General features: G+C 72.4%; 23 protein-coding genes. 19 read left to right on the top strand and 4 right to left on the bottom strand.

Translation table 11 applies throughout. The features are described 5' to 3' along the window. Positions 1 to 108 precede the first annotated feature (108 nt). The 17 genes from AB0I82_RS15130 to AB0I82_RS15050 all read left to right on the top strand — a co-directional run bounded on the left by AB0I82_RS15130 (position 109) and on the right by AB0I82_RS15050 (position 20000). Positions 109 to 660, top strand: a complete 552-nt coding sequence (locus tag AB0I82_RS15130) for a SigE family RNA polymerase sigma factor (protein WP_363257678.1) — start codon at positions 109 to 111, stop codon at positions 658 to 660. After that, the gene (locus AB0I82_RS15125) at positions 657 to 1364 is read left to right on the top strand and encodes a hypothetical protein (RefSeq protein ID WP_363257677.1); all 708 of its coding nucleotides are present in this window, start codon (positions 657 to 659) and stop codon (positions 1362 to 1364) included. Before AB0I82_RS15130 ends, AB0I82_RS15125 begins: the two co-directional genes overlap by 4 nt. A gap of 86 nt (positions 1365 to 1450) precedes the next feature. Then, entirely contained in the window at positions 1451 to 2263 is an 813-nt protein-coding gene (locus AB0I82_RS15120) for a pectate lyase (RefSeq protein WP_363257676.1), read from the top strand. A gap of 162 nt (positions 2264 to 2425) precedes the next feature. Beyond that, positions 2426 to 3094, top strand: a complete 669-nt coding sequence (locus tag AB0I82_RS15115) for a GntR family transcriptional regulator (RefSeq protein ID WP_363257675.1) — start codon at positions 2426 to 2428, stop codon at positions 3092 to 3094. Next, positions 3091 to 4002: a dihydrodipicolinate synthase family protein gene (locus tag AB0I82_RS15110; RefSeq protein ID WP_363257674.1), complete on the top strand. Its 912-nt coding sequence runs from the start codon at positions 3091 to 3093 to the stop codon at positions 4000 to 4002. Before AB0I82_RS15115 ends, AB0I82_RS15110 begins: the two co-directional genes overlap by 4 nt. Continuing rightward, on the top strand, positions 3999 to 5717 hold the full coding sequence (gene araD, locus AB0I82_RS15105) for an L-arabinonate dehydratase (RefSeq protein WP_363257673.1): 1719 nt from the start codon (positions 3999 to 4001) through the stop codon (positions 5715 to 5717). The genes AB0I82_RS15110 and araD overlap by 4 nt, the downstream gene beginning before the upstream one ends. Before the next feature lie 42 nt (positions 5718 to 5759). Then, positions 5760 to 6698 (top strand): sugar ABC transporter permease, encoded by a 939-nt coding sequence (locus AB0I82_RS15100; protein WP_363257671.1) that lies wholly within the window; start codon positions 5760 to 5762, stop codon positions 6696 to 6698. A 26-nt stretch (positions 6699 to 6724) separates the two neighbouring features. Then, a complete protein-coding gene (locus tag AB0I82_RS15095; protein WP_363257670.1) occupies positions 6725 to 7573 on the top strand; it encodes a carbohydrate ABC transporter permease in 849 nt (282 codons plus the stop codon). After that, on the top strand, positions 7570 to 8757 hold the full coding sequence (locus AB0I82_RS15090) for a Gfo/Idh/MocA family oxidoreductase (protein WP_363257669.1): 1188 nt from the start codon (positions 7570 to 7572) through the stop codon (positions 8755 to 8757). The genes AB0I82_RS15095 and AB0I82_RS15090 overlap by 4 nt, the downstream gene beginning before the upstream one ends. Further along, positions 8754 to 9608, top strand: coding sequence for a PmoA family protein (locus AB0I82_RS15085; RefSeq protein ID WP_363257667.1), 855 nt, complete (start codon positions 8754 to 8756; stop codon positions 9606 to 9608). The genes AB0I82_RS15090 and AB0I82_RS15085 overlap by 4 nt, the downstream gene beginning before the upstream one ends. Continuing rightward, on the top strand, positions 9605 to 11152 hold the full coding sequence (locus AB0I82_RS15080) for a family 43 glycosylhydrolase (RefSeq protein ID WP_363257666.1): 1548 nt from the start codon (positions 9605 to 9607) through the stop codon (positions 11150 to 11152). Before AB0I82_RS15085 ends, AB0I82_RS15080 begins: the two co-directional genes overlap by 4 nt. Positions 11153 to 11189: 37 nt before the next feature. Beyond that, a complete protein-coding gene (locus tag AB0I82_RS15075; RefSeq protein WP_363257665.1) occupies positions 11190 to 13172 on the top strand; it encodes a pectinesterase family protein in 1983 nt (660 codons plus the stop codon). Positions 13173 to 13206: 34 nt separating this feature from the next. After that, a complete protein-coding gene (locus tag AB0I82_RS15070; RefSeq protein WP_363257664.1) occupies positions 13207 to 14556 on the top strand; it encodes a sugar ABC transporter substrate-binding protein in 1350 nt (449 codons plus the stop codon). Continuing rightward, positions 14553 to 15380 carry a rhamnogalacturonan acetylesterase gene (locus AB0I82_RS15065; protein WP_363257663.1) on the top strand — a complete coding sequence of 276 codons (828 nt, stop codon included), beginning with the start codon at positions 14553 to 14555 and terminating at the stop codon, positions 15378 to 15380. Before AB0I82_RS15070 ends, AB0I82_RS15065 begins: the two co-directional genes overlap by 4 nt. After that, positions 15377 to 16669 (top strand): pectate lyase, encoded by a 1293-nt coding sequence (locus AB0I82_RS15060; RefSeq protein ID WP_363257661.1) that lies wholly within the window; start codon positions 15377 to 15379, stop codon positions 16667 to 16669. The genes AB0I82_RS15065 and AB0I82_RS15060 overlap by 4 nt, the downstream gene beginning before the upstream one ends. A 215-nt stretch (positions 16670 to 16884) precedes the next feature. Next, a complete protein-coding gene (locus tag AB0I82_RS15055; RefSeq protein WP_363257749.1) occupies positions 16885 to 17733 on the top strand; it encodes an alpha/beta hydrolase in 849 nt (282 codons plus the stop codon). A gap of 68 nt (positions 17734 to 17801) precedes the next feature. Beyond that, positions 17802 to 20000, top strand: coding sequence for a helix-turn-helix transcriptional regulator (locus tag AB0I82_RS15050; RefSeq protein ID WP_363257659.1), 2199 nt, complete (start codon positions 17802 to 17804; stop codon positions 19998 to 20000). A gap of 223 nt (positions 20001 to 20223) precedes the next feature. On the opposite strand, the gene AB0I82_RS15045 is transcribed toward AB0I82_RS15050, so the two are convergent. Further along, positions 20224 to 20664, bottom strand: coding sequence for a MarR family winged helix-turn-helix transcriptional regulator (locus AB0I82_RS15045; protein WP_363257658.1), 441 nt, complete (start codon positions 20662 to 20664; stop codon positions 20224 to 20226). A 72-nt stretch (positions 20665 to 20736) separates the two neighbouring features. Between AB0I82_RS15045 and AB0I82_RS15040 the strand changes: the two genes are divergently transcribed. Together AB0I82_RS15040 and AB0I82_RS15035 are read left to right on the top strand one after the other, a co-directional pair. Continuing rightward, complete coding sequence (locus AB0I82_RS15040; RefSeq protein ID WP_223731639.1) at positions 20737 to 21294, top strand: quercetin 2,3-dioxygenase; 558 nt, start codon at positions 20737 to 20739, stop codon at positions 21292 to 21294. Next, the gene (locus AB0I82_RS15035; protein WP_363257657.1) at positions 21291 to 22220 is read left to right on the top strand and encodes an alpha/beta hydrolase; all 930 of its coding nucleotides are present in this window, start codon (positions 21291 to 21293) and stop codon (positions 22218 to 22220) included. Before AB0I82_RS15040 ends, AB0I82_RS15035 begins: the two co-directional genes overlap by 4 nt. Here the strand turns inward: AB0I82_RS15035 and AB0I82_RS15030 are convergent. Genes AB0I82_RS15030 through AB0I82_RS15020 form a run of 3 tightly spaced genes read right to left on the bottom strand, consistent with a single transcriptional unit; the run spans position 22180 to position 25603 of the window. Beyond that, positions 22180 to 23835 carry an FAD-dependent monooxygenase gene (locus tag AB0I82_RS15030; protein WP_363257655.1) on the bottom strand — a complete coding sequence of 552 codons (1656 nt, stop codon included), beginning with the start codon at positions 23833 to 23835 and terminating at the stop codon, positions 22180 to 22182. The genes AB0I82_RS15035 and AB0I82_RS15030 overlap by 41 nt on opposite strands. Next, positions 23832 to 24662: a fumarylacetoacetate hydrolase family protein gene (locus AB0I82_RS15025; protein WP_363257654.1), complete on the bottom strand. Its 831-nt coding sequence runs from the start codon at positions 24660 to 24662 to the stop codon at positions 23832 to 23834. The genes AB0I82_RS15030 and AB0I82_RS15025 overlap by 4 nt, the downstream gene beginning before the upstream one ends. Continuing rightward, a complete protein-coding gene (locus AB0I82_RS15020) occupies positions 24659 to 25603 on the bottom strand; it encodes a dioxygenase (RefSeq protein ID WP_363257652.1) in 945 nt (314 codons plus the stop codon). Before AB0I82_RS15020 ends, AB0I82_RS15025 begins: the two co-directional genes overlap by 4 nt. Positions 25604 to 25652 lie beyond the last annotated feature (49 nt).

Below are 25652 nucleotides of genomic sequence, written 5' to 3'. Positions count from 1 at the left end.
CGCCGGGCCCTCAAGGGTTGCCGCCCGCTTGCCAGGTAGGGGAGGCCCGCCTAGCCTGTGTTCGCCCTGCCGGGCGATGGTCGAAATCTCGAACGCGACGGAGGGTGAGTGACCGGGACCGTGAACCCAACGGCTGCCGGGCGCGCCGACGCCGCGGCCGAGTTCCGTGCGTTTTTCGAGTGCCACTATGCCGAACTCGCCCGGCTCGCAAGGCTATTGACCGGTGACGCAGAGGGGGCGGATGACCTGGCGGCGGACGCCCTGGTCGCGCTCTGGCGCCGCTGGGACCGAGTCCGGGCTGCCGACCATCCCGCCGCGTACGCCCGGGGCGTCGTGGCCAATCTGGCCCGCAGTCACATCCGCAGCGCGATCCGCGAGCGCCGCCGGATCACCCTGTTCTGGGCGCAGTGCTCCGAGCACACCGAAGCGCCGGACGTACCCGCCGTGGTGGACGTCCAACAGGCGCTGCGCACCCTGCCGTTCCGTAAGCGGGCCTGTGTCGTGCTGCGGCACGCCTTCGACCTGTCCGAGCGGGAGACCGCGCTTGCCCTCGGCATCTCGGTCGGTACGGTGAAGAGCCAGACGTCCAAGGGGATGGCGCAGCTGGAACGGCTGCTGGGTCCTCGTACCACTACGGAACTGATCGGCGGGCGTACGTGAGCGACGAGCTGCGTCGGCGGCTGCGGCAGGCCGCCGCGGCGCACCGGCCGGACCGGGAGCGGATGCTCGCCCGGGTCGAGCGCGGCATGACGGCGGCCGGGAGGACGCCGGTACCGCGGCACCCCGGCCGGGCGGCGCCGTGGCTGCGCGTCGCGGGCGCCACCGCGGCCGTCGCGGCGGTCCTGGCGGCCGCCGGATACGGGGCGTCCGCGGTACTGGACGACGGCCAGGGCCGTCAGGTCAGCGCCGCCCCGCCCGTGCACAGCACTCCGCCGAACGGTCCACGTACCGAAGACGGCCCGCGTACCGAGGACGGCCCGCTCTGGAGCGACGGCTCGGTCGACCCGCACAGCAACGACTTCTGGGCGCAGAGCAATGTGACCCTCAAGGCGGCGGATTCGCTCACCTCGCTCGTCGTGGAGCTGCGCATCGCGCGTACGGAGGGGGTGCGGCCGACCGGTGCGTGGCGCACCCTGCCGCCGGACGAATTCGTCTTCACCACCGAGTACGAGGACGGCTTCCTCGTGTACCGCTGGCGGCTGAAACGCGGACGCACGGTACCCGCGGGCACGCATGTCTTCGCCGGGCAGTACGACCACGCCCGCGGCGGCCGGGACGCGGGCGCCGACACGTACACGGCGTCCGCGCGATCGGGTGGTGAACCGGCCGTAGTACGTGGTGACTTCGCTCGGCGCAGTCGCTGAAAAAACCTCTCCCGGCCCGGCAACCCCTCCCGTACCCGGTGGCGACCAGACGTCGCACAGTCTCACCCCACCCAAGGAGACGGGACATGACATCAGCAGCACAGCGGCCCGCCGGCCGCCGCCGGGCGGTACTCGGCGGTGTCGCCGCGGGCGGCCTGGCCGGCGCCGCCCTCCTCGCCACGACGCTCACGGGCACGGCGAACGCCGCCGCCGACTGGCCGACTCCCGGCGGCAGCCAGGCGGTCTCCAAGACCATCGAGGTGTCCGGTACGTACGACGGTGGCCTCAAGCGCTTCTACGGCAGCGGCGATCTGGGCGGCGACGGCCAGGAGGAAGGGCAGGACCCGATCTTCAAGCTGAAGGACGGTGCCGTGCTCAAGAACGTGGTCATCGGCTCGCCGGCCGCCGACGGCGTGCACTGCTCGGGCAGCTGCACGCTGCAGAACGTGTGGTGGGAGGATGTCGGCGAGGACGCCGCCACCTTCAAGGGCACCTCGTCCGGCGCGACATACACGGTCACCGGCGGCGGTGCAAGGAAGGCCGACGACAAGGTCTTCCAGTTCAACGGCGCGGGCAAGCTGAGCATCAGTGGCTTCCAGGTCGCCGACTTCGGCAAGCTCGTGCGCAGTTGCGGCAACTGCTCGACCCAGTACAAGCGCACCATCAGTGTCAACGACGTGGATGTGACCGCGCCGGGCACGTCCCTGGTCGGCATCAACACCAACTACGGGGACACCGCGACGCTGAAGAGCATCCGCATCCACGGCGACAGCGGCAAGAAGATCAAGCCGTGCGTGCGCTACACGGGCAATGACAGCGGTGACGAGCCGATCGAGACGGGCAGCGGCCCGGACGGCACGTACTGCCGGTACTCGGCGTCCGACATCTCGTACAACTGACCCTCTCACAAAGCGAGTTGGTCGTGTGGCGGCCGTTCTCTTCGTTGTTTTCGTGTCAGAAGCGTTGACGGGCACCCCGAGGGGTTCTAGCTTCATCGCGTCGTACTTCATACGTCGTATATGAGACGTGATGCGCGAGATACGAGACTGAGAGCGGCCGCCATGACTTTCGCCCCCGCCCCGATTCCTTCCCGCACGCAGTACGTGCTCGAAGCGGTCAAACACCGCATTCTCACCGGGCAGTTGAGCCCCGGCCAGTCGCTGGTCGAGACCGAACTCGCCGCCCAGTACGGGGTGTCCAAGACGCCCGTGCGCGAGGCGCTGAAGACCCTCGCCGGCACCGGACTCGTGGTCATGAGCCAGTACAAGGGCGTCACCGTGCGGATGGTCGACGCGACCATGGCGCGCGAGGTCTACGACGTGCGGCTGCTGCTGGAGCCGGAGGCGGTCCGCCGCACCGTGCGCGGCGGCGCCGCCGTCGAGGACGCCCGTACGGCGCTGACCCGGGCCGCCGAGGCCGCCGACCCGGCGGACCGGTCGCTCGCCAACCGCGACTTCCACCGCGCGCTGTACCTGCCGTGCGGCAACCCGCTGCTCTCCCGGATGCTCGACGAAGTCCGCGACCAGGCAGCGCTCGTCTCGACCGTCGCCTGGGCGGCCGTGCCGTCCTGGGAGCGCGAGGCCGCCGAGCACGAGGAGATCCTCCGGCTGGTCACGGCGGGGGACGCCGACGGCGCGGCCCGCGCCGTGCACGACCACATCGCCTCGTTCGTCGCCCGGGCCTTTCCCGAGACGGACGAGGCCCCCTTAAGAGAAGGAGCGCAGTCATGACAGCGGCCGCATGCGAGACCCAGCGGGCGGCGCTGGCCGACGTCGTGGCCATCCCCGTGACCCCGTTCACGGCGGGCGGCGCCCTCGACACCGACGCCCACCGCACGCTGCTCCGCCGGCTGCTCGACGGCGGTGTACGGACCCTGACGCCCAACGGCAACACCGGCGAGTTCTACGCCCTGACCCCCGACGAGCGGCGCGCCGTCACCGAGCTGACCGTCGAGGAGGCGGGGGAGCGGGCCACCGTTCTGGCCGGGATCGGCCACGACATACCGACCGCCGTCGCCTCCGCCCGGCACGCCCGTGACGTCGGCGCGCAGCTGGTGATGGTGCATCAGCCCGTCCACCCCTACGTCTCGGCGGGCGGCTGGGTCGACTACCACCGGGCGATCGCCGAGGCCGTGCCCGAGCTGGGCGTCGTCCCGTACCTCCGCAACGCGGCGCTGAGCGGCCGCCGGCTCGCCGAACTCGCCGACGCCTGCCCGAACGTCATCGGTGTGAAGTACGCCGTCCCGGACGCGGCGCGGTTCGCCGCCTTCGCGCGGGACGCCGGGCTGGACCGCTTCGTGTGGATCGCCGGCCTCGCCGAGCCGTACGCGCCCTCGTACTTCTCGGCCGGCGCGACCGGCTTCACCTCCGGGCTCGTCAACGTCGCCCCGGCCGTCTCCCTGAACATGCTCGAAGCACTCAGGGCCGGCGACTACCCGGCCGCCATGAAGGTCTGGGAGCAGATCCGCCGCTTCGAAGAGCTGCGCGGCGCGAACGGCTCCGCCGACAACGTCACCGTCGTCAAGGAAGCCCTGGCCGCACTCGGCCTCTGCCGCCGCGACGTGCGCCCGCCGAGCAGGCCGCTGCCCGAGGTCGCGCGGGCCGAGGTCGCCGCCATGGCCGCCGGGTGGCCGGTATGAGACGCCCGGAGGAGTACCGGAGCCACCAGTGGTACGGCACGGACGGGCTGCGCTCCTTCAGTCACCGCGCCCGCACCCGGCAGCTCGGCTATCTGCCCGAGGAACACCTCGGCAAGCCGGTCATCGCGATCCTCAACACCTGGTCCGACATCAACCCCTGCCACTCCCACCTGCGCGACCGCGCGCAGGCCGTCAAGCGCGGCGTGTGGCAGGCGGGCGGCTTCCCGCTCGAATTTCCCGTCGCCACGCTGAGCGAGACCTTCCAGAAGCCGACGCCGATGCTCTACCGCAACATGCTGGCGATGGAGACCGAGGAGCTGCTGCGCTCGTACCCGGTGGACGGCGCGGTGCTGCTCGGCGGCTGCGACAAGTCCACGCCCGCGCTGCTGATGGGCGCCGCCAGCGCCGACCTGCCCGCCGTCTTCGTGCCCGCCGGGCCGATGCTGCCCGGGCACTGGCGCGGCGAGACGCTGGGCTCCGGCACCGACATGTGGAAGTACTGGGACGACAAGCGCGCGGGCCTCATCGGCGACTGCGAACTGGCCGAGCTGGAGAGCGGGCTCGCCCGTTCGCCGGGGCACTGCATGACCATGGGGACGGCGGCCACGCTGACGGCCGCCGCCGAGGCGCTGGGCGTGACGGTGCCGGGCGCGTCGAGCATCCCCGCCGTGGACTCCGGGCACGACCGGATGGCCGCGGCCTCCGGTCTCCGGATCGTCGATCTCGTCCGTCGGGACGTCCGGCTGTCGAGGATCCTCACGGCCGACGCGTTCGAGGACGCCGTCACCACCGTCCTCGGGCTCGGCGGCTCCACCAACGCCGTGATCCACCTGATCGCGATGGCCGGGCGCGCGGGGGTACCGCTGACCCTGGACGACTTCGACCGGATCGCCCGAACGGTGCCGGTGCTCGCCAACATCCGCCCCGGCGGCGGTCCGTACCTCATGGAGGACTTCCACTTCGCGGGCGGCCTGCCCGGCTTCCTCTCCCGGATCACCGACCTGCTCCACCTGGACCGGCCCACCGTCAACGGGCGGTTCGGCGAGCAGGTCGAGCACGCCGCCGTGCACAACGACGACGTGATCCGCACCCGGGACAACCCCGTCGCGGCCGAGGGCGGTGTCGCCGTCCTGCGCGGCAACCTCTGCCCCGACGGCGCGGTCATCAAGCACATCGCCGCCGAGCCGCATCTCCTGAAACACACCGGTCCCGCGGTCGTCTTCGACGACTACCGGACGATGCAGCGGAGCATCAACGACCCGGCGCTCGGCATCACCGCGGACCACGTGCTCGTACTGCGCAACGCCGGGCCCAAGGGCGGCCCCGGCATGCCCGAGTACGGCATGCTGCCGATCCCCGACCACCTGCTCAAGCAGGGCGTGCGCGACATGGTGCGGATCTCCGACGCCCGGATGAGCGGCACCAGTTACGGCACCTGCGTGCTCCACATCGCCCCCGAGTCCTACATCGGCGGACCGCTCGCCCTGGTACGCACCGGCGACCCGATCACCCTCGACGTCGCGGCGCGCATGCTGCGGCTCGAGGTACCGGACGCGGAGCTGGCGCGCCGCCGCGCCGCTTGGACGCCGCCGCCCGAGCGGTACGCGCGCGGCTACGGCGCGCTCTACGCCGAGCAGATCACCCAGGCCGACACCGGCTGCGACTTCGCCTTCCTCGCGCGCCCCGGCGAGGTCCCGGACCCGTACGCGGGCTGAAACGCGCCGGCCGCCGAACGTTCCCGAGAACGGAGAAGAGTCATGGCCCAAGCCGCAGCCGTGGCCGAGTCACCGCCCAGAGCCAGCCGCCGCCGCGGCACCGGAGCGCACCCGCGCCGGCTGCCGTACCTGCTGATCGCGCCCGCCGGGCTGCTGATGCTGGGCTTCATCGCCTACCCCGTGCTCAGCGTCTTCTGGACCGCGCTGCAGCACGACAACCCGACCAAGCCCTGGCGGAACGGCTTCGCCGGACTGGCCAACTTCACCGAGATCTTCACCAGCGACCCGCAGTTCTGGGGCACGCTGACCTTCAGCCTCAAGTGGGTCGTCGTCGAGGTCGGGCTGCAGCTGCTGTTCGGGCTGGCCCTGGCGCTCATCGTCAACCAGACCTTCGCGGGCCGGGCGCTCGCCCGCGCGCTGGTCTTCTCGCCGTGGGCCGTCTCCGGCGTCCTCACCTCCGCGATCTGGGTACTGCTCTACAACTCCCAGACCGGCCTGAGCCGTTACCTCGCCGACGCGGGCATCGGGGAGTACGGCACCTCCTGGCTCTCCGACACCGCCACCGTCTTCCCCGCCGTGGTCGTCGCCGACCTCTGGCGCGGGGTGCCCTTCTTCGCCATCCTCATCCTCGCCGACCTGCAGTCCGTCTCCAAGGACCTCTACGAGGCGGCCGAGGTGGACGGCGCGAGCCGGCTGCGGCAGTTCTTCCACATCACCCTGCCGCACCTGAAGGACGCGATCGTCCTCTCCACGCTGCTGCGCGCGGTGTGGGAGTTCAACAACGTCGACCTGCTCTACACCCTGACCGGCGGCGGGCCGGCGGGCGAGACCACCACCCTGCCGCTCTACATCGCCAACACCTCCGTCGACGCCCACAACTTCGGCTACGCGTCCGCGCTGACCACCGTCGCATTCGTCATCCTGCTCTGCTGCTCGATGGTCTATCTGCGGCTGAGCAAGTTCGGAGGGGGCGACAAGTGAGTACCGCAGAACTGAGGACCACCCACGTGAGTACCACGCAGCCGACCGTCAAGCGCCGCCGCGCCTGGGACCAGGCCCCGCGCTGGCAGATCCACCTGCCGCTCGCGCTCTACCTCCTCTTCACGCTCGTCCCCTTCTACTGGATCCTGCTCTTCGCGCTCCGCCCGGCAGGCTCCACCTCGCTGGTGCCCTGGCCCATCACCTTCGAGCACTTCGCGAAGGTGTGGACCGAGCGCAGCTTCGCGACGTACTTCCAGAACAGCGTGCTCATCGCCGTGGCCACCCTCGTACTCACCACGGTCGTCGCGCTGGCCGGCGGCTACGCGCTCGCCCGCTTCGACTTCCGTGCCAAGAAGGGCTTCATGCTGGCCCTGCTGTGCTCCCAGTTCGTGCCCGGTGCGCTGCTGCTCGTGCCGCTGTTCCAGATCTTCGCCGAGCTCCGGATGATCAACTCGCTGGGCAGTGTCATCATTGCCGAGACCGTCTTCCAGCTGCCGCTGTCGATGATCCTGATCAGCGGCTTCATCAGGAACGTGCCGTACTCCCTGGAGGAGGCCGCCTGGGTCGACGGCTGCGACCGCTTCCGGGCCTTCCGCACGGTCGTGCTGCCACTGCTGCGCCCCGGCCTGGTCGCCGTCGGCTCCTTCGCCTTCGTGCACGCCTGGAACCACTTCCTCTTCGCGCTGATGTTCCTCAGCAACCAGGAGAAGCAGACCATCCCCGTCGGCCTGAACACCCTGATGGGCGCGGACAGCGTCGACCTCGGCGCACTGGCCGCCGGTGGCGTCATCGCGGCCGTGCCCGTGGTGATCGTCTTCGCGTACATCCAGAAGTGGCTGATCACCGGCTTCAGCGCGGGGGCGGTGAAGGGATGAGCGGCGCCGGTACGGAAGAGCCGCTGCCGGTCGTCCTCGTGGGCGCACGCGGCCACGGCCACTGGCACCTCGCCAACCTCCGCCGACTGGCCGGACAGGGGCGCGTCCGCCTCGCCGGCGTCTGCGACCTGACCCCACTGCCCGCCGCCGACCTCGACGGCTTCGGGCCCGTCGCCCAGTCGGACGACTTCGAGGTCCTGCTCGCCGTCACCGGCGCCCGTATCGCCGTCCTCTGTACGCCCATCCCCACCCATGCCGACCTCGCGCTGACCGCCGCCCGGCGCGGCGTCCACCTGCTCGTCGAGAAGCCGCCGGCCCCCTCCTACGCGGAGTACCGGCGGATGGCGGACGGCATCGCGGCGGCCGGCGTGGCCTGCAACATCGGCTTCCAGTCGCTCGGCTCGCACGCCCTCGCCGCCATCCGCGACCTGCTGCGCGAGGGCGCGATCGGCGAACCGGCCGGTATCGGCGCGGCCGGGGCCTGGGTGCGCGACGAGGCGTACTTCCGCCGCGCGCCCTGGGCCGGGCGCCGCAGGCTGCACGGCACCGACGTGCTCGACGGCGTACTCACCAACCCGCTCGCGCACGCCGTCGCCACCGCCCTCGCACTCGACGGCAGCACCGCCGCCGACGACATCGCGGACGTGCAGACCGAGCTGTTCCGCGCCCACGCCATCGAGTCCGACGACACCTCCTGCGTCCGCGTCACCACCGCACACGGCAGCCGCGTCACGGTCGCCGCCACCCTGTGCGCCGAGACGGCCGCCGAACCGTACGTCGCCGTGCACGGCACCCACGGCCGGATCACCTTCTGGTACAAGCAGGACCGCGTCCTGGTACAGCGCACCGGACACCGTCCCGAGGAGACCGTGCACGGCCGCACCGACCTGCTGGAGAACCTGGTCGACCACCTCACCTGCGGCACACCGCTCCTCGTACCGCCCGCCGCCACCGGTGCCTTCATGCGGGTACTCGACGCGATCCGCCGTGCCCCGGACCCGGTGGCGCTGCCGCCGGACGCCTGGCACACCGCCCCCGGCACCGGCACGACGGCCGGCGGTACCGCCCTCCGCCGCGTCGTCCCCGGCATCGACGGCCTCGTCGCCGCCGCTGCCGACACCCTGTCCCTCTATTCCGAACTGGGCGCCGCCTGGGCGCTCCCGGAGGAGGCGCGCTCCCGATGACCGCCACCGACCACACCCCGACGCTGGCCCTGCGCTGCGCCGGCCGGCCCGTCGCCCGGTACGCCTACCGGCCCGGCCTCCCCGCCCGGCTCGCCCCGCGCCCCTACCTGCACCCCGTGACCACCCTGCGCGGCACGCCCGTCACCGCGCTGATGCCCGCCGACCACCCGCACCACCTCGGCGTGGGCGTCGCGGTCCCGGACGTGGCGGGGCACAACTTCTGGGGCGGCCGGACGTACGTACGCGACCGGGGCCCGACCGCGCTCGACAATCACGGCGTGCAGCGGCACGTGGGCTTCAACCTGTGCGATCCGGACGGCTTCGTGCAGGAGCTGAGCTGGCGCGCGGGCGAACACGAGCTGCTGCGCGAGCGCCGCACCGTCGCGGCCACCGAACTGACCGACACCGCCTGGGCGCTGGACTTCACCTTCTCGCTGACCAACACCACCCCCGGCCCGCTGTCCCTGGGCAGCCCCGCGACCAACGGCCGCCCCGGCGCCGCGTACGGCGGCTTCTTCTGGCGCGCGCCCGAGGAGGCCGAGGAGCCCGAGGTGTACACCGCCGATGCCGAAGGGGAGGCCGCCGTGCACGAGAGCCGCACCGACTGGCTCGCGCTCGGCGGGGCGGAGTGGACGCTGGTCTTCGCGGGCGCCACCGAAGCGACCCGCCGCGACCCCTGGTTCGTGCGCACCGCCGACTACCCGGGTGTCGGCTCGTCGTTGGCGTACGGGGAGCGGCTGCCGATCGCGCCGGGTGACACCGTCGTCCGCCGGATCGTCACCGTCGTCGCCGACGGCCGCCTGCCGCGCGCCGAGGCCGCGGCACTGGCCCGGAAGGCGGTGACGGCATGACGGCCGCCGCGCCCTTCTCTGCCGACCGCGGCGACGGCACCTACCGCAACCCCGTCCTCGCCGCCGACTGGTCCGACCCCGACCTCGTCCGGGTCGGCGACGACTACTACCTGACCGCCTCCAGCTTCGGCCGCGTCCCGGGGCTGCCGCTGCTGCACTCCCGCGACCTGGTCAACTGGACCCTGATCGGGCACGCCCTGGACCGCCTCGAACCGGCCGCTGCCTACGCGGTACCGCGCCACGACTGCGGCGTATGGGCCCCCTCGATCCGGCACCACGACGGCCGCTTCTGGATCTTCTGGGGCGACCCCGATCACGGCATCTTCCAGGTCAACGCCGCGGACCCGCGCGGGCCCTGGACCCGGCCGCACCTCCTCAAGGCGGGCCAGGGCCTGATCGACCCCTGCCCGCTGTGGGACGCGGAGACCGGCGACGCGTACCTCGTGCACGCCTGGGCCAGGTCCCGCTCCGGCATCAAGAACCGGCTCACCGGCCACCGGATGCGGACCGACGCCACCGGCCTGCTCGACGAGGGCAGCACCCTGATCGACGGTGACCGCATCCCCGGCTGGTTCACCCTCGAAGGTCCCAAGCTGTACCGGCACAACGGCTGGTTCTGGATCTTCGCGCCCGCCGGGGGAGTGACGACCGGCTGGCAGGGTGCTTTCCGCTCGCGCGGCTTCTTCGGTCCGTACGAGGAGCGCGTCGTCCTCGCGCAGGGGGACACCGACATCAACGGCCCGCACCAGGGCGGCTGGGTGCGCACCCCGGCAGGCGAGGACTGGTTCGTGCACTTCCAGGAGCAGGGCGCGTACGGGCGCCTCGTGCACCTGCAGCCGATGCGCTGGGACGAGGAAGGATGGCCGGTCATGGGCGCGGACGGCGCGCCGGTACGCGTCCACCGCAAGCCGGCGCTCCCGCCGCAGCCTCCCACCGCGCCCGCCACCGACGACGACTTCCCCGGTGGGCGGTTCGGCCCCCAGTGGCAGTGGACCGCCAACCCGGCGACCGGCTGGGCGCCCGCACACAGCGGCGACGGCCTGCGCCTCACCTGCGTCCGCACCCCCGACGCGCACGACCTGCGCCTACTGCCGAACATCCTCACCCAGCGGCTGCCCGCACGCCCCGCCACCGCCGAGGTCGAACTGCGGCTGGAGAGCACGGAGCCGGGCGCCAAGGCCGGGCTCGCCGTGCTCGGTGACGCCTTCGGCTGGATCGGGCTGGAGCGCGCGGCGGACGGCACCGTACGGCTGGTCCACCGGTTCGCGGAGGCCGTGGCCGAGGCGGAGCGGGACGCCGCGCATTCGCAACTCGCGCCGGACGGCCGGGCCCGGCTGCGGATCACCGTCGGGGCGGGCGCCCGCTGCCGTTTCACGGCCGACACGGGCGCCGGCTGGACACCGTACGGGCAGGTCTTCGCCGCCACACCGTGGCGTTGGGTCGGCGCCCTGCTCGGCCTGTTCGCCACCGCGCCCGCCGAGGCGGGCAGCCCCGGCGCCGCGCTCTTCACGCACTTCCGCATCGCCCCCGCCTCGGCCGACTGAGGCACCTCCATCACCCGTACGCCTGTTGGGAGCCGCCATGACACACCTCCGTAGCAAGCGCTTACTGGCCAGAGCTCTGGCCGCAGCCACCGCCCTCGCGGCGGCGCTGGGCCTGGGAGCGCAGGCCCCTGCCGGGGCCGCCGAACCACCCCGCCCACCGGACACCGCCGCCCACGCCTCGACACCGGCCGACCGCCCGCACGGCTTCGCCTCCCTCGCGGGCGGCACCACCGGCGGCGCCGGCGGCCGGGTCGTCACCGTCCGCACCCAGGCCGACCTGGCCAAGTACGCCGCCGCCGATGAGCCGTACATCATTCGCGTCGCCACCGCCATCGACGTGGCACCGTTCGGCGCGAACATCGTCGTCGCGTCGGACAAGACGATCGTCGGCGTGGGCACCAAGGGCGAACTCGTCCACGGAGAGCTGCACTTGAATCCCGGCACCCGCAACGTCATCATCCGCAATCTCACGATCCGCGACTCGGCGGTCGAGGGCAACTGGGACTGCAAGGACACCGACTTCGACGGCATCCAGCTGGACACCGCCGATCACGTGTGGATCGACCACAACCGCTTCTCGAACATCTGCGACGGCCAGCTCGACATCCGCAAGGACAGCGACTACATCACCGTCTCCCACAACCAGTTCAAGAACAACAACAAGACCTTCGGCATCGGCTGGACCCCGAACGTCCAAACGAAGATCACCATCGACCACAACTGGTTCGGCAACACCAAACAGCGCAACCCGTCCGCCGACAACTGCGCGTACGCGCACCTCTACAACAACTACCTCTCCGCGCAGGTCGACGACGGCGATCCGGTGTGGTCGTACGGGAACTACGCGCGCGGCCGCACGAAGATGGTGATCGAGAACAGCTACTACGACGGCGTCCAGCACCCCTACCAGGCCGATGACACCGCCGAGTTGGTGCAGCGCGGCTCCGTCCTGAAGGACACCACGGGGCGGCACGACACCCGCGGCACCGCCTTCGACCCGCACGCCTTCTACCCCTACCGGCTCGACCCGGCCGCCGCCGTGCCCGCCCTGGTGAAGAAGTTCTCCGGCCCGCAGCGCACCCTCGGCACCGACACCGTCCTCCACGTACCGGCCGACTACCCGACCGTGCAGGCCGCGGTGGACGCGGTGCCCGCCGGCAACGACGGCGCGGTCACCCTGGCCCTCGCACCGGGCACCTACCGCGAGCAGGTCAGAGTACCGGCCACCAAGCCGCGCATCACCTTCCTGGGCACCGGCGAGGACCGCGCGGACACCGTGATCGTGTACGACACGCCGAACGAGTACGGCGGTTCCTCCGGCAGCGCCACCGTGCTGCTCGCTGCGAACGACACCACCGCCCGCCACCTCACCTTCGTCAACGACTTCGACGAGGCCGCGCACGACCTGAACAGCGAACAGGCCCTTGCCATGAAGACGACCGGCGACCGGATCGTCTTCGAGGACACCGCCTTCAAGGGCAACCAGGACACCCTGATGACCGACAGCCCGAAGCTGGACACCATCAGCCGGGTCTACGTCCGGGACTCCTACGTCGAGGGCGACGTCGACTTCATCTACGGGCGCGCCACCACCGTCATCGAAGACTCCGTGATCAAGGCGCTCAGCCGCGGCTCGGACACCAACAACGGCTACCTCACCGCCCCGTCCACCTGGAAGGGCAACCCGTACGGCTTCCTCATCACCGGCTCCCGCGTCATCAGCGACGCGCCCGCCGGTACCTTCCACCTCGGACGCCCCTGGCACCCGGGCGGCGAGCCGGACGCGATCGGCCAGATCCTCATCCGCGACACCGAGCTGCCCGCCGCGATCAAGTCCTCACCCTGGACCGACATGGGCGGCTTCTCCTGGCGGGACGCCCGCTTCAGCGAGTACCGGAACACCGGGCCGGGCGCCACGGTGACCGCCGACCGGCCGCAGATGAGCGACGCCGATGCCGCCCGCCACGAGGTCGCCGACTACCTCCGCGGCACCGACGGCTGGGCCCCGTACCGCCGCTGACTTCCCCCTGTCCATGAACAGAAAAGAGCCGACCATGACCATCTTCCGCAAGCCCGGCAGGCCGCGCGCCACCGCCGCCCTCGCCCTCACCGCAGTCCTCGCGCTCACCGCCACCGCCTGCGGCGACGACGGCAGCGGTGTCGCGGGCGAGTCCGGTGCCGAGGGCTCCGGCAAGGGCACGATCACCTTCTGGGACAACAACGGCGGGGTACGCACCGACGTCTGGAAGGAGATCATCAAGGACTTCGAGCAGAAGTACCCCGACATCGACGTCGACTACGTCGGGATCGCCGCCACCGAGGCGCAGTCCAAGTACGACACCGCCATCCAGGGCGGCGGTCTGCCGGACGTCGGCGGCATCGGTGCCGCGATGCTCGCCGGCATCAGCGCCCAGGGCGCCCTGGAGCCGCTGGACGGACGCCTGAAGGACAGCGCGCTCGACGGGAAGCTCAACACGCGCATGGTGCGGAGCGTCCGCTCGGCGGCGGGCGGCAAGCAGCTCTACACCGTCCCGATGCACGCCACCAACGGCGTGCTGTACTACCGCACCGACCTGTTCAAGGCCGCGCGGCTGCCCGCGCCCACCACCTGGTCGGCGTTCTACGAGGCGGCCGAGAAGCTCACCGACAAGCGGGCCAACAAGTTCGGCTACACCATCCGCGGCGGCGCCGGCTCCCTCGCGCAGGCGCTGGACGCGATGTACGGCCAGTCCGGCATCACCAGCTTCTGGGAGCGGGACGGCCTGCACACCACCGTCGACGACCCGAAGAACGTCGCGGCGCTGGAGAAGTACGTCGCGCTCTACAAGAAGAACACTCCCGCCGCCGACATCAACAACGACTTCACCAAGATGGTCGCGCAGTGGGACAGCGGCGAGATCGGCATGCTCAACCACAACATGGGCTCCTACCAGGACCATGTGAAGGCGCTCGGCACGAAGAAGTTCCGCGGCATACCCAACCCGATGCTGGACGACGGCACCCGGGTGATGGTGTCCAACCCGGTCGACGGCCTCGGCCTCTTCAAGTCCGGCAAGAACAAGGCCGCGGCCTGGAAGTTCATCGAATTCGCGGCATCGCACGAATCCAACAGCAAGTGGAGCGAGTCGGCCGGCACCATCCCGTCCAACCTGGACGCGGCGAAGGACGACTGGCTGCAGAAGTCCGAGACCACCAGGCTCGGCGCCGAAGCGCTGAACAGCAGCAAGACGAAGATCGTCGACCTGCCGTACTACCTGCCCGACTGGAACACCCTCTCCAAGGCCGACAACGAGCCCGCCTTCCAGAAGGTGCTGCTCGGCAAGACCACACCGAAGGACTTCCTGGCCTCCCTCGCCGACCAGCTCGACGCGGCCCAGGCCGAGTGGAAGCAACAGAACAAGTGAGTGTCACGCGTCGCCGGGCGGCCGCGGCGCTCGCGGGCCTCCCGCTCGCGCTCGCCGCGGCTCCGGCCGCCCTCGCCGCAGCCCCGGCTGCTCTCGCCGGCCCAGGAGGCCACCGCCCGATGCCCACTCTCCACCTCGCCGGCGACTCCACCGCCGCGCAGAAGTACGCCGACGCCGCACCCGAAACCGGCTGGGGAATGGCCCTCCCCTTCTTCCTCCACCGCGACCTGCCGGTCGCCAACCACGCTGTCAACGGCCGCAGTTCGAAGAGTTTCATCGACGAGGGACGGCTGACCGCCGTCCTCGCCGTCCTCCGCCCCGGCGACCTCCTCCTCGTCCAGTTCGGCCACAATGACGAGAAGGCCGAGGACCCCGCCCGGTACACCGAGCCCTGGACGACGTACCAGGAGTACCTGCGCCAGTACGTGACGGGGGCGCGGGCGCGCGGCGCGCGGCCGGTGCTGCTCACCTCCGTGGAGCGCCGGAAGTTCGACGCCGGAGGCAACGCCCTGCCCACCCATGGCGCATACCCCGCCGCGATGCGGGCCCTGGCCGCCGAGGCCGGCGTCCCGCTGCTCGACATCCAGCAGCACTCCCTCGCCCTGTGGCAGAAGCTCGGTCCCGAGGAGACGAAGACCTACTTCAACTGGACCCCGGCCGAGCAGGACAACACGCACTTCAACCCGCCCGGCGCGATCGCCGTCGCCCGCCTGGTCGCGGCCGGACTGCGGGCCACGCAACTGCTGGCGCCCGCCGACACCCGCCGCCTCGACGACGACATCCCGACGTCCTGGATCACTTGGCCGGAAGGGGACGGAGCATGACCAATCGCACCACCCTCCTCGCGCTTGCGGGCTGCGCCGCGCTCGCCCTCACCGCGGTGGGCCCGGCCCACGCGGCGCCGCCCCGCGATGTGCCACCGTCCCATGACGTGCTGCCCGCGCACGACGGCTGGGCGTCCGCTGATGGCGGCACCACCGGCGGCGCGGGCGCCGACGCCGCGCACACCTACACGGTCACCACCTGGGCGGAGCTGCGGGCCGCGCTCGCCGACGACCCCGGCACCCCGAGAATCGTCAAGGTCAAGGGCACCCTGGACGCGACCGGCGACGGTTGTGCCGCCTTCGCCGCCGACGGCTACGACTTCGCCCGCTACCTCGCCGACTACGACCCCGCCGTGTGGGGCCGCGACCGCCCGGTCAGCGGCGAGCAGGAGGACCTGCGCGCCGCCTCGCAGCGGAACCAGGGCGCGGCCGTCACGGCGTACGTCCCGGCGGACACCACCCTCATCGGCGTCGGTGCGGACGCCCGTATCGTCGGCGGCAGTCTCCAGATCCGGAACGTCGACAACGTCATCGTCCGCAACCTCACCGCCGAGAGCCCGCTGGACTGCTTCCCGCAGTGGGACCCGACGGACGGCGCGACCGGTGCCTGGAACTCCGAATACGACAGCGTGGTCGTCTCCGGCGCCACCCACGTCTGGCTCGACCACAACACCTTCACCGACGGCGCCCACCCCGACAGCTCGTTGCCGGAGTACTACGGCGAGCTGTACCAGCGGCACGACGGCGAGCTGGACATCGTGCGCGGCGCCGACCTCGTCACCGCTTCCTGGAACGTCTTCGCCGACCACGACAAGACCCTGATGATCGGCAACAGCGACGGCGCGGCCGCCACCGACCGCGGCAGGCTCCGCGTCACCCTGCACCACAACCTCTTCCGCGACGTCGTCGAGCGCGCGCCGCGCGTCCGGTTCGGCAAGGTCGACGCGTACAACAACCACTACCTGGTCCGGCCGGGCGCGCCGTACGCCTACAGCTTCGGCATCGGCATCGAGTCCCAACTGGTCGCCGAACACAACGCCTTCACCCTGCCCCGCGGCACCGGCGCCGGGCGCGTCCTGAAGAAGTGGAAGGACGCGCCGGTCACCGCGGCCGGCAACCGCGTCAACGGCCGCCCGGTGGATCTGATCGCCGTGCACAACGCGGAGGTACCGGAAGAGCCCCTGCGGTCCGGCGCCGGGTGGACGCCCGTCCTGCGGACGCGGGTGGACGATGCGCGCGCCGTCCCGGGCGTCGTCGGGCACCGGGCGGGGGCGGGTCGGCTGCGCTGACGCTTCACTGGTTCTCGCCGGTTCCCGCTGGTCGCCGAGACCGGTGATTCTGCCGATGTGTGCAGGAGCTGCACGGCACGAGAGTGGCGGTCGTCAGTGACCGTTGGTCATCGTTACCGAGAGGAACCGTCGTGCAGCAGCACAGCAGCGTGTCCGTACGCATTCCGGAACGGCAGGGGACGGGGCGGCTCAGAACCCGGCTGACGCGGTGGGGGCTGGCCGGGCTCCTGGCCGCCGGCACCCTGCTCACCGCGCAGGCCGGGCCGGCCGGGGCCGCGGACAATCCGTACGAGCGCGGCCCCGCGCCCACCGTCTCCAGCATCGAGGCGTCGCGCGGCCCGTACGCCGTCTCCGAGACCAGTGTTTCCTCCCTGAGTGTCACCGGCTTCGGCGGCGGCACCATCTACTACCCGACCTCGACCAGCGACGGGACCTTCGGCGCCGTCGCCATCTCGCCCGGCTACACCGCGTACCAGTCGTCCATCGCCTGGCTCGGCCCGCGGCTGGCCTCGCAGGGCTTCGTCGTGTTCACCATCGACACCAACACCACGCTCGACCAGCCGGACAGTCGGGGCCGTCAACTCCTCGCGGCACTCGACTACTTGACGCAGCGCAGCACCGTGCGCGACCGGATCGACGGCAGCCGGCTCGGCGTCATGGGTCACTCGATGGGCGGCGGTGGTTCGTTGGAGGCCGCCAAGAGCCGTCCGTCCCTGCAGGCCGCGATCCCGCTGACCGGCTGGAACCTCGACAAGACCTGGCCGGAGATCCAGACCCCGACACTCGTCGTCGGTGCCGACGGTGACACCATCGCGCCGGTCGCGACGCACTCCGAACCGTTCTACGAGAGCCTGCCCGGCTCGCTCGACAAGGCGTACCTGGAGCTGAACAACGCGACGCACTTCACCCCGAACACCTCCAACACCACGATCGCGAAGTACAGCATTTCGTGGCTCAAGCGGTTCATCGACAACGACACCCGCTACGAGCAGTTCCTCTGCCCGCTGCCGCGGCCGAGTACGACGATCGAGGAGTACCGGGGCAACTGCCCGCACACGTCCTGACCCCGCCCTGTGGGGCACCGGGGACGGAGGGGTTCCGTGACCGTTTACGCGACAGTAACGTGACGGTTGTGACCGGACCGAAGACCGTGCCCGGAACGAATCCCCCGCACCGGCGGGTGACGCTCGGCCCGTTGGGCAGGCTTGCCGCGGTCGGCCTGCCCGACGACCTCCCCGAGGGCACCCGTCGGCTCCTGCTGCTGGCCGCCGCCGCGCAGGAACAGCATCCCGACGGGCCCGGCGCCGACGCGGCCCTCGTACTGCGGGCCGCAGCGGCCGCCGGGCTCGGAGCGGCAGCGCTCGAACCGGCGGAGACGGCGGGCCTGGTCCGCACCGCGGGGGAGCGGATCCATTTCGACAGCGCGCCACTGCGGCGGGCCCTGTACGAGGCCGTACCGCTCGCCCGGCGCCGGGCGGCCCACGCGCTGCTGGCATCGGTGAGCGACCCCGACCGGGACGACCGGGACCCGCTGGCGGGCCTCCTGCACCGTGCCCTGGCGGCCGACGGGCCCGATCCCCGCCTCGCCGGGCGGCTGGCCGCCGCGGCGCGGACCGCCGGACCGCACGTCTCCCACGAGGAGCGCGCGGTGGCCCTGTCCGTCGCGGCCCGCCTCACCGGGCACGGCACCGGCCGCGCCACCGACCGCGCCACCTGGCTGACCGCGGCGGCCGACCACGCCCGCCTCGCCGGCCGACCCGACCGGGCGCGCGCCCTGCTCGCCCCCGTCCGCGCACTCCCGGGCCCGGCGCCGCTCCGCGGCCGGGCCGAACTCGTCCACGGCCTCCTGACGTTGCGCGACGGCCCGGTCGCCGACGCCCGCGAAGAACTCCTCCTCGCAGCCGGCCTGCTCGACCCGCACGACGCCGCGGCGTCTTTGACCGCCCGACTCGCGGCGATGGAGGCTGCTTGGGCGATGGGGGACGCGGCGGCGTATGTGGAGGCGATCGGGGGTGAGGCGACGTCCGAAGGTACGGGCTTCGATGCCCTCGACGAGTACCGCGTCGGTATGGCCGCTGTGCTCAGCGGCCGGCTCGATGCGGGTGTCGGGCCGCTGCGGCGGCTGCTCGTGCGTACCGGGCGTGCCGAGGAACCCGAGGTGCTGTTGCGGGCCGGGGTCGCCGCGCTGGTCGTCGGCGACCTCGCGGCGGCCTGCCGGGTCAACGCGCGTGCCCTCGCGGCCGCCCGCGCGCTGGGCCGCACCACGCTCGTACCGCAGGCCCTGGAGCACCTGGCGTACGGGGAGTTGCGCGCCGGCCGGCACCCACGGGCCCGCGTGCACGCCGAGGAAGGGCTGCGCATCGCGCACCTCACCGGCCAGCGCAACATCGCGGCGCACCAGCACGCGATCCTCGCCCTCGTCGCCTCCGTCGAGGGCGACACGGACGCGCTGACCGCCCACGCGGCGGCGGCCGGTGCCGTCGCCGGCGCGCACGGGCTGGTTCAGGTGTCCACGCTCACCCGCTGGGCGCTGGCCCGCGCCGACCTGGGCGCAGGCCGCGTCGACGAGGCCGCCGCCCGGCTCGGCCCGCTGGTGCGGCCCGGACCCCGCCAGGGCCACTTCGCCGTACGCATGCTGGCCGTGCCCTGTTACACCGAGGCGGTGGTGCAGGCGGGCACACCCGACGCGGCACGCACCGCCGTCGAGGAATTCGCGGTCTGGGCCGCCCTCGGCGCCGACCCCGCGGCACCGGCCCAACTGGCCCGCTGCCGCGCACTACTGGCCGGCGCGGGAGCAGGAACCGGAGCGGGAGCTGGAGCCGAAGCGAGAGCCAATGCCGCAGCCGGGGCCGGGGCCGGGAACCGCGACGAGGCCGCGGCCGACGCCTACTTCGAGGCGGCCCGCGCGCACCACGACGACACCACCAACGACTTCGAGCGCGCCCGCACCCTGCTCCTGCACGGCAAATGGCTGCGACGCAGACGACGGCCCGGCCCCGCCAGAGGGCTGCTGCGGGACGCGCTGGTCGCCTTCGAGGGATGCGGGGCGCGCGCCTGGACCGAACAGGCCCGCGCCGAACTGCGCGCCACCGGCGAAGCCCCCGCCGCCGGACGCCCGGCACCGCTCGCCGACCTCACCCCGCAGCAGCTGCGCATCGCGCACTGCGTGGCCGAGGGCGCCACCAACCGGGAGATCGCACTCCGCCTGTCTGTGAGCCCCCGCACCGTCGACCACCATCTCCGCAACATCTTCGCGGCCCTGGGCGTACGCTCCCGCCTGGAACTGGCCCGCCTGGTCGACCGCGCGGAACAGCCCGCCGCGCCCATGTAGCCACACATAGGTGCCCCGACCGGTCGGGGGAGGCCGGTCGGGGCGGCTGGAGTGCGGATACTGATGGCGGTCGCCTCGCGGCGAAAGGCTCCGTGGGGCTTCAGCCGAACGATCTTCCCCACGGGCAATATGGTGGGCCCGGGGACACAGTTCCACCAATACCCGCACCTGTCACAGCAACCCGGGCCTGTCCGGTATTCCCTCTGGTATCGGGTGATCCGGCTCACCGAGTAGCAGGCGGGTCTCCCCAGGGCATTTCCAGCGCGGCCCGGAGCGCGTCGACCGTTTCGCGGCCGATTCGGTCGGCCAGTTCCTGCTCCAGTCGCTCTAGTACGAGGAGTGCCCTGCCGTGTGCGCGGGCGCCCTCCGGTGTGCGGCGGATCAGGCGTTGCCGGGCGGAGGTGGGGTGGCGGGCCTGCTCCAGCAGGCCCGCGGCGACCAGGCTGTGCACCGCCTGGTGGGCGGTCTGCCGCGTGACGCCCATCCGGCGCGCCAGCTCGGACACGGTCGTGCCGTCTTCATCCAGTACGGCGAAGAGCTGGAGCTGGGTGGGGGAGACCGGCGGGGCGCCGCCGTCGGTTTCGCCCATGGCCGCCAGGAGCGCCTGGTCGAACCAGTTGCGGGCCTCGCCGAGCAGCTGGGGGAGGTTGCGGTTGACGTCCATCAGTGTCAGGCTACCTGACGTAATAAATGTCAGGCTGCCTGACATGGGCGCCGTACACCCGCTGGAGAGCCGATGACCTTTGAGTACGCCACCCGCTACCGGCGCGCCTCGCGCATCCCCGCCGAGCCGGGCAAGCCCTACTTCATCGAAAAGGGCGAGGGCGACCGCGCTCACCTGTTCGGCGACCTGATCACCATCTACACGGGCGGCGAGCAGACCGAGAACACCTTCAACTTCTTCACGGTCGAGGGCCCCAAGGGCGACATCATCCCGGCCCATGTGCACGCCGACACCCACGAGGTCTTCTACATCACCGCGGGTGCCGTCCGGCTGTTCGTCGAGGACACCGAGGGTGAGCAGCAGGAGAAGCTGCTGACCACCGGCGACTTCGGCTTCGTACCGAAGAACTGCGCGCACGCCTACCGCATGGAGCGCCACCACAGCCAGGTCGTCGGCGTCGCGGCCGGTCCCGGCGGCACGTTCGAGCGGTTCTTCGAGAACCTCGGCGCGCCCGCCGAGCAGCTGGGCCTGCCGCACGAGCCCGTGATCCCCGCGCCGGAGAAGTTCGGCACCGTACCGCAGGAGTTCGACGTACGGTTCCTGCCCGACCACCAGTGGCGTACTCGGTGAGCGCCGCGCTGCGTTCACTGATCGCGGCGCCCGCGCCCGAGGTCGCCCCGCTGCCGCCCGCCGCGCACTGCGCCCCCGGCGTCCGGTTGCTGCGCGGCGTCCCGTACGCCGTACCGGACGGCAGCCGCCCCCTGGAGCTGGACCTGTGGCTGCCCGGAGAGGCGACCGAGGGGACGGCCGGAGGGACGGCCGGAGGGACGGTCGGCGGTCCCGTGCCGCTCGTGCTGTACGTGCACGGCGGCGCCTGGCGCATCGGGCGGCGGGACGACATGGGGATGCGGCTGCGCGACTGGGAGCCCGGCCCCTTCGCGCGGATCGCCGCCGCCGGTATCGCGGTCGCCTGCGTCGACTACCGCCTCTCCGGCGAGGCACACTTCCCCGCACCCCTGGACGATCTGCGCGCCGCGCTGCGCTGGCTCGCGCTGCGCTCCGCCGAGCTGGGCATCGACACCGCGCGGACGGTGGTGTGGGGCGAGTCCGCAGGCGGCCACCTCGCCTCCCTCCTGGCCCTCACCGGGTCGGCCCCGGGACACACCGGACCTTCCCCGGCCGGCGCCGTCATCTGGTACGGGCCGAGCGACCTGACCACCGCGCGTGGCGGTTGGGACCCGTGGGACGCGGCCACGCCCGAAGCCGCGCTTCTGGGCGCGGCGCCCGCCACCGTGCCCGACCTCGCCCGCGCGGCCAGCCCCGTGATGCACGCACACGCGGGCGCCCCGCCCTTCCTGCTGGTGCACGGCGACGCGGACACGATGGTGTCCAGTACCCACAGCCACGCCCTCGCCGCCCGGCTGGAGGCGGCCGGTGCGTCGGCCGACCTCTGGACGGTGCCCGGCGCGGACCACGGCTGGTACGGGGCCTCCGACGAGCAGGTGACGGAGATCTTCACCCGCTCGCTGGGCTTCGTCGAGCGACTGGTGCGCTGAGCCGAGCCGCGGCGCCGCGTGCCGTGTCCAGGACCGCGGCGCCGTCGTGGGCGTCCGGACCGCGCCAGGCGATGTGCTGGTCGGGGCGTACCAGGAGCAGTCCGGCTCCGTAGGCGGCGGCGTCGGGGAAACGGGGCAGGTCCAGCACGGTGAGGGGAAGGCGGCGGGCGGCCGCGGCTGCCAGGAACGGCGCCGGGTCGGCGGCTTCGTCGAGGCGTACCAGGGTGAAGCCGGGGCCGAGGTGGTCGTACAGCGAGGAGCCGTCGGGCAGCCAGCGGTGCGGGAGTCGGGTGCCGGGGCGGGCCGAGCCGTGGTAGGTGAGGGGCTGGTGCGCGGGTACCGGGGAGCCGTCGTCCACGACGGCGGGGGAGCCGGCGTAGTGGTAGCCGAGCACCAGGCCGAGGCTGTGGAACTCGCCGCGCTTGACCTCCAGAGCACGCGCCACGGCGGTACGGCGCGCGGCCCCGGCCGGCGTGTCCTCGTTGATGTCGCCATGGGCGAAGGCGTGGGCCAAATGGGCTTCCTGGGCGGCCGCGTCGGCGATGGTGCGCTCGGCGACCGGACGCCGCTCCGGTTCGTAGCTGTCCAGCAGCGCCGGCCCCGCCCAGCCCTGCAGTACGGCGGCGAGTTTCCAGCCCAGGTTCACCGCATCGCCGACGCAGGTGTTGTAACCGTGGCCGCCCCAGGGCGGGTTGAGGTGCGCCGCGTCGCCGACCAGGAAGACCCGCTCGCCGCGGTAGCGGTCGGCCAGCAGCATGCGCGCGGACCAGGGATCGGTGGCGTGCACGCGGACGTCCAGGTCGGCGCCGATCAACTGCCGGACGAGTGACGCTGGTTCGACGGTACCGGTGCGTACGTCCACGCCGTGTGCGATGGCCCACCAGGTGCCGTCCAAATCCATCCGGCCGACGATGCCGCCCGCCGCCGCGCCCAGCACCCAGTAGTGCACCGCGCGGGCGCACAGGGCCTGTTCGGTCAGCCCGGGAGCAGTGAAGGTGATGTTGAGGTTGGGGAGTTCGCCGCTGCTGCCCGCGTAGCGCGCCCCGATGGCGGCACGGCTCACGCCGCCCGCGCCGTCGCACCCGGCCAGATAGTCTGCGGCGATCGTACGGGTCCGGCCGTCGGGCCCGGCGACCCGCGCACGTACCCCGTCCGGCCCGTCATCGGCCGCCAGGAGCCGGTGACCGGCCAGGAAGGCGACGCTCGGCAGCTCGGCCACCGCCTCCCGCAGCACCGCCTCGACGGCCGGCTGCGGGATCTGCTGGCCGCACTCGGCGAACTCCTCGCGGCGCTCCCGATGCAGCGCGAAGGCGTTCGGGAAGCGGGTGATCTCGCGGCCGGTCAGCCCCGTGCAGAACACCACGTCCTGGGCGTACGACACCGGCAGCGGCGCGGCGGCCCGCACCCGGTCGGCCAGGCCCCAGCGCCGGAACAGCTCCATGGTCCGCGCGCTGGTGGTCTTGGCGCGGGGGCGGTCGGTGGCCACGGTCCGCCGTGGTTCCAGCACGCAGCAGGGGATGCCCGCCCGGCCCAGCTCGATCGCGACCGCGAGCCCGCTCGGCCCGCCGCCGGCGATCAGTACGGGGTAGTACTCGCTGCTCGCCGCCCCGGTCACCGCTGCTCCGCTCCGACGATCGGCGTGCGCAGCGTGCCCAGGCGGTCGACCGTCACCTCGACCACGTCGCCCGGGTGCAGGAAGCGCGGTGGGGTGCGGGTGTATCCGACGCCTTCGGGCGTTCCGGTGACCAGGACGTCCCCGGGGTGGAGCGTGAAGGTGCGGCTGGCCAGGGACAACACCTCGCCGACGGGGAAGATCAGGTCGCGGGTGCTGCCGTCCTGTACGACTTCGCCGTTCACCCGGGTGGTGAGCCGCAAACCGGCGGACAGCGGCCCGACTTCGTCGGCGGTGACGAGCGGTCCCATCGGGCCGCTGCGGTCGGCGTTCTTGCCGAGCGTCCACTGCGCGGTGAGCTTCTGGGCGGTACGGGCGGTGAGATCGTTGAACACCGCGTACCCGAGCACGGCGGACTCCGCGGTCACGGGGTCGGCGTCCGCCAGCGAGGACCCGACGACGGCGGCGACCTCGCCCTCCCAGTCCAGCCCCGGCTCGTTCGCGGGTACCGGTACCGGTACGTCGCCCACGGACAGCGAGGCCGTCCACCGGCCGAAGAGGGTCGGATGGTCCGGCACGCCGTACACCCCTTCCTCCGCGTGCGCGCGGTAGTTGAGGCCGAGGCAGAGCACCCGGGCCGTCGGCGGGACCGGCGGGGCCTGCCGCACCTCGGCGAGCGGCCGCTCGCCGAGGGTCACCGTGGCCGCTTGCGCGGTCCACTTCGGCAGCGCCGCGTAGAAGTCCCGGACCTCGGCCAGCGGCGTGACCCGGTCCTCGACCACTACCCCGACGACCGTGTCGTGGCCGTCCAACAGACCGATGAACTTCACCGCGCCACCTCCGCCGCCCCGGTCTTCGCCGCCGCGTCCTCGGTGCCGTCAGGCCGGGCGACGAGCCGGACGTCGAATGCGAAGTCGAGGAAGGGCGCGCTCAGCGACCACCGCTCGGCCGCGGCCGGATCGTCGACGGCCTCCGGAGTGACGACCAGCGCGTCCTTCACGGCGAAGGCCGCGTCGGAGTCGAGATACGGGTCACCGGCGACGAACACATGGGTGGTGACGGGGCGGTGTCCCGGAGCCGCCACCCGCAGGTGGATGTGGGCCGGGCGCATCGGGTGCCGGCCCAGCGCCGTCAGAAGATCGCCGACCGGGCCGTCGGTGGGTACGGGATAGCTGCTCGGCAGCACGCTGCGGAACCAGTACGACCCGTCCTCCGCGGTGGTGAGCAGGGCCCGCAGGTTCCCCGGCGGCTGCGCCGCGTCCTGCGTGTCGTAGCGCCCGGCGTCATCGGCCTGCCACACATCCACCGTCGCGCCCGCCAACGGCCGCCCCGCGCAGTCGGTCACCCGGCCGTGTACGGCCATCGGGCGGCCCCGCTCGCGCTCCGGACCCTCGGCGATCCACGCACCGAGCGGGCGCGGCGGCGCGGGGGAGTGGAAGGGGCCCTCCACTGACGAGGGCGTGGCCTCCGCGGGCCCGGCGTGGTTGACCTCGTCGACCGCGGAGGTCAGCCCGAGCATGTCGGACAGCAGGATGAACTCGTTGCGGGTGGCCGTGCACGCGTGCCCAGTACGGACGAGGAAGTCCAGGCCTGCCAGCCACTCCTCCTCGGTGGGCCGTACCTCGCGCACGAAGGCGTGCAGATGCGTCACGGCCGCGCGGACGACCTCGGCCAGCCGCGGGTCCGCCGCCTTGACCTGCGCCAGTACCTCTGTACGCAGGCGGTCGAGTTCGGCTTCCGGGGCTTCCGGGGCAGGTGGCTGCTGCGGCATGTTTCCTCCAAAGGGTCGGGGCGCTCTCAGCATGCGAAGCGGGCCCCTT

This window comes from Streptomyces sp. NPDC050315 (assembly GCF_040655775.1).
GTDB lineage: Bacteria > Actinomycetota > Actinomycetes > Streptomycetales > Streptomycetaceae > Streptomyces.
Note: the sequence above shows the minus strand (reverse complement) of the source record. Positions and strands in the feature narration are given on the sequence as shown.

Coding starts and splice junctions, on each gene's coding strand:
- AB0I82_RS15120 (WP_363257676.1), top strand. CDS start 1,451: ATGACATCAGCAGCACAGCGGCCCGCCGGCCGCCGCCGGGCGGTACTC.
- AB0I82_RS15115 (WP_363257675.1), top strand. CDS start 2,426: ATGACTTTCGCCCCCGCCCCGATTCCTTCCCGCACGCAGTACGTGCTC.
- AB0I82_RS15110 (WP_363257674.1), top strand. CDS start 3,091: ATGACAGCGGCCGCATGCGAGACCCAGCGGGCGGCGCTGGCCGACGTC.
- araD (WP_363257673.1), top strand. CDS start 3,999: ATGAGACGCCCGGAGGAGTACCGGAGCCACCAGTGGTACGGCACGGAC.
- AB0I82_RS15100 (WP_363257671.1), top strand. CDS start 5,760: ATGGCCCAAGCCGCAGCCGTGGCCGAGTCACCGCCCAGAGCCAGCCGC.
- AB0I82_RS15090 (WP_363257669.1), top strand. CDS start 7,570: ATGAGCGGCGCCGGTACGGAAGAGCCGCTGCCGGTCGTCCTCGTGGGC.
- AB0I82_RS15085 (WP_363257667.1), top strand. CDS start 8,754: ATGACCGCCACCGACCACACCCCGACGCTGGCCCTGCGCTGCGCCGGC.
- AB0I82_RS15080 (WP_363257666.1), top strand. CDS start 9,605: ATGACGGCCGCCGCGCCCTTCTCTGCCGACCGCGGCGACGGCACCTAC.
- AB0I82_RS15075 (WP_363257665.1), top strand. CDS start 11,190: ATGACACACCTCCGTAGCAAGCGCTTACTGGCCAGAGCTCTGGCCGCA.
- AB0I82_RS15070 (WP_363257664.1), top strand. CDS start 13,207: ATGACCATCTTCCGCAAGCCCGGCAGGCCGCGCGCCACCGCCGCCCTC.
- AB0I82_RS15060 (WP_363257661.1), top strand. CDS start 15,377: ATGACCAATCGCACCACCCTCCTCGCGCTTGCGGGCTGCGCCGCGCTC.
- AB0I82_RS15045 (WP_363257658.1), bottom strand. CDS start 20,664: ATGGACGTCAACCGCAACCTCCCCCAGCTGCTCGGCGAGGCCCGCAAC.
- AB0I82_RS15040 (WP_223731639.1), top strand. CDS start 20,737: ATGACCTTTGAGTACGCCACCCGCTACCGGCGCGCCTCGCGCATCCCC.
- AB0I82_RS15020 (WP_363257652.1), bottom strand. CDS start 25,603: ATGCCGCAGCAGCCACCTGCCCCGGAAGCCCCGGAAGCCGAACTCGAC.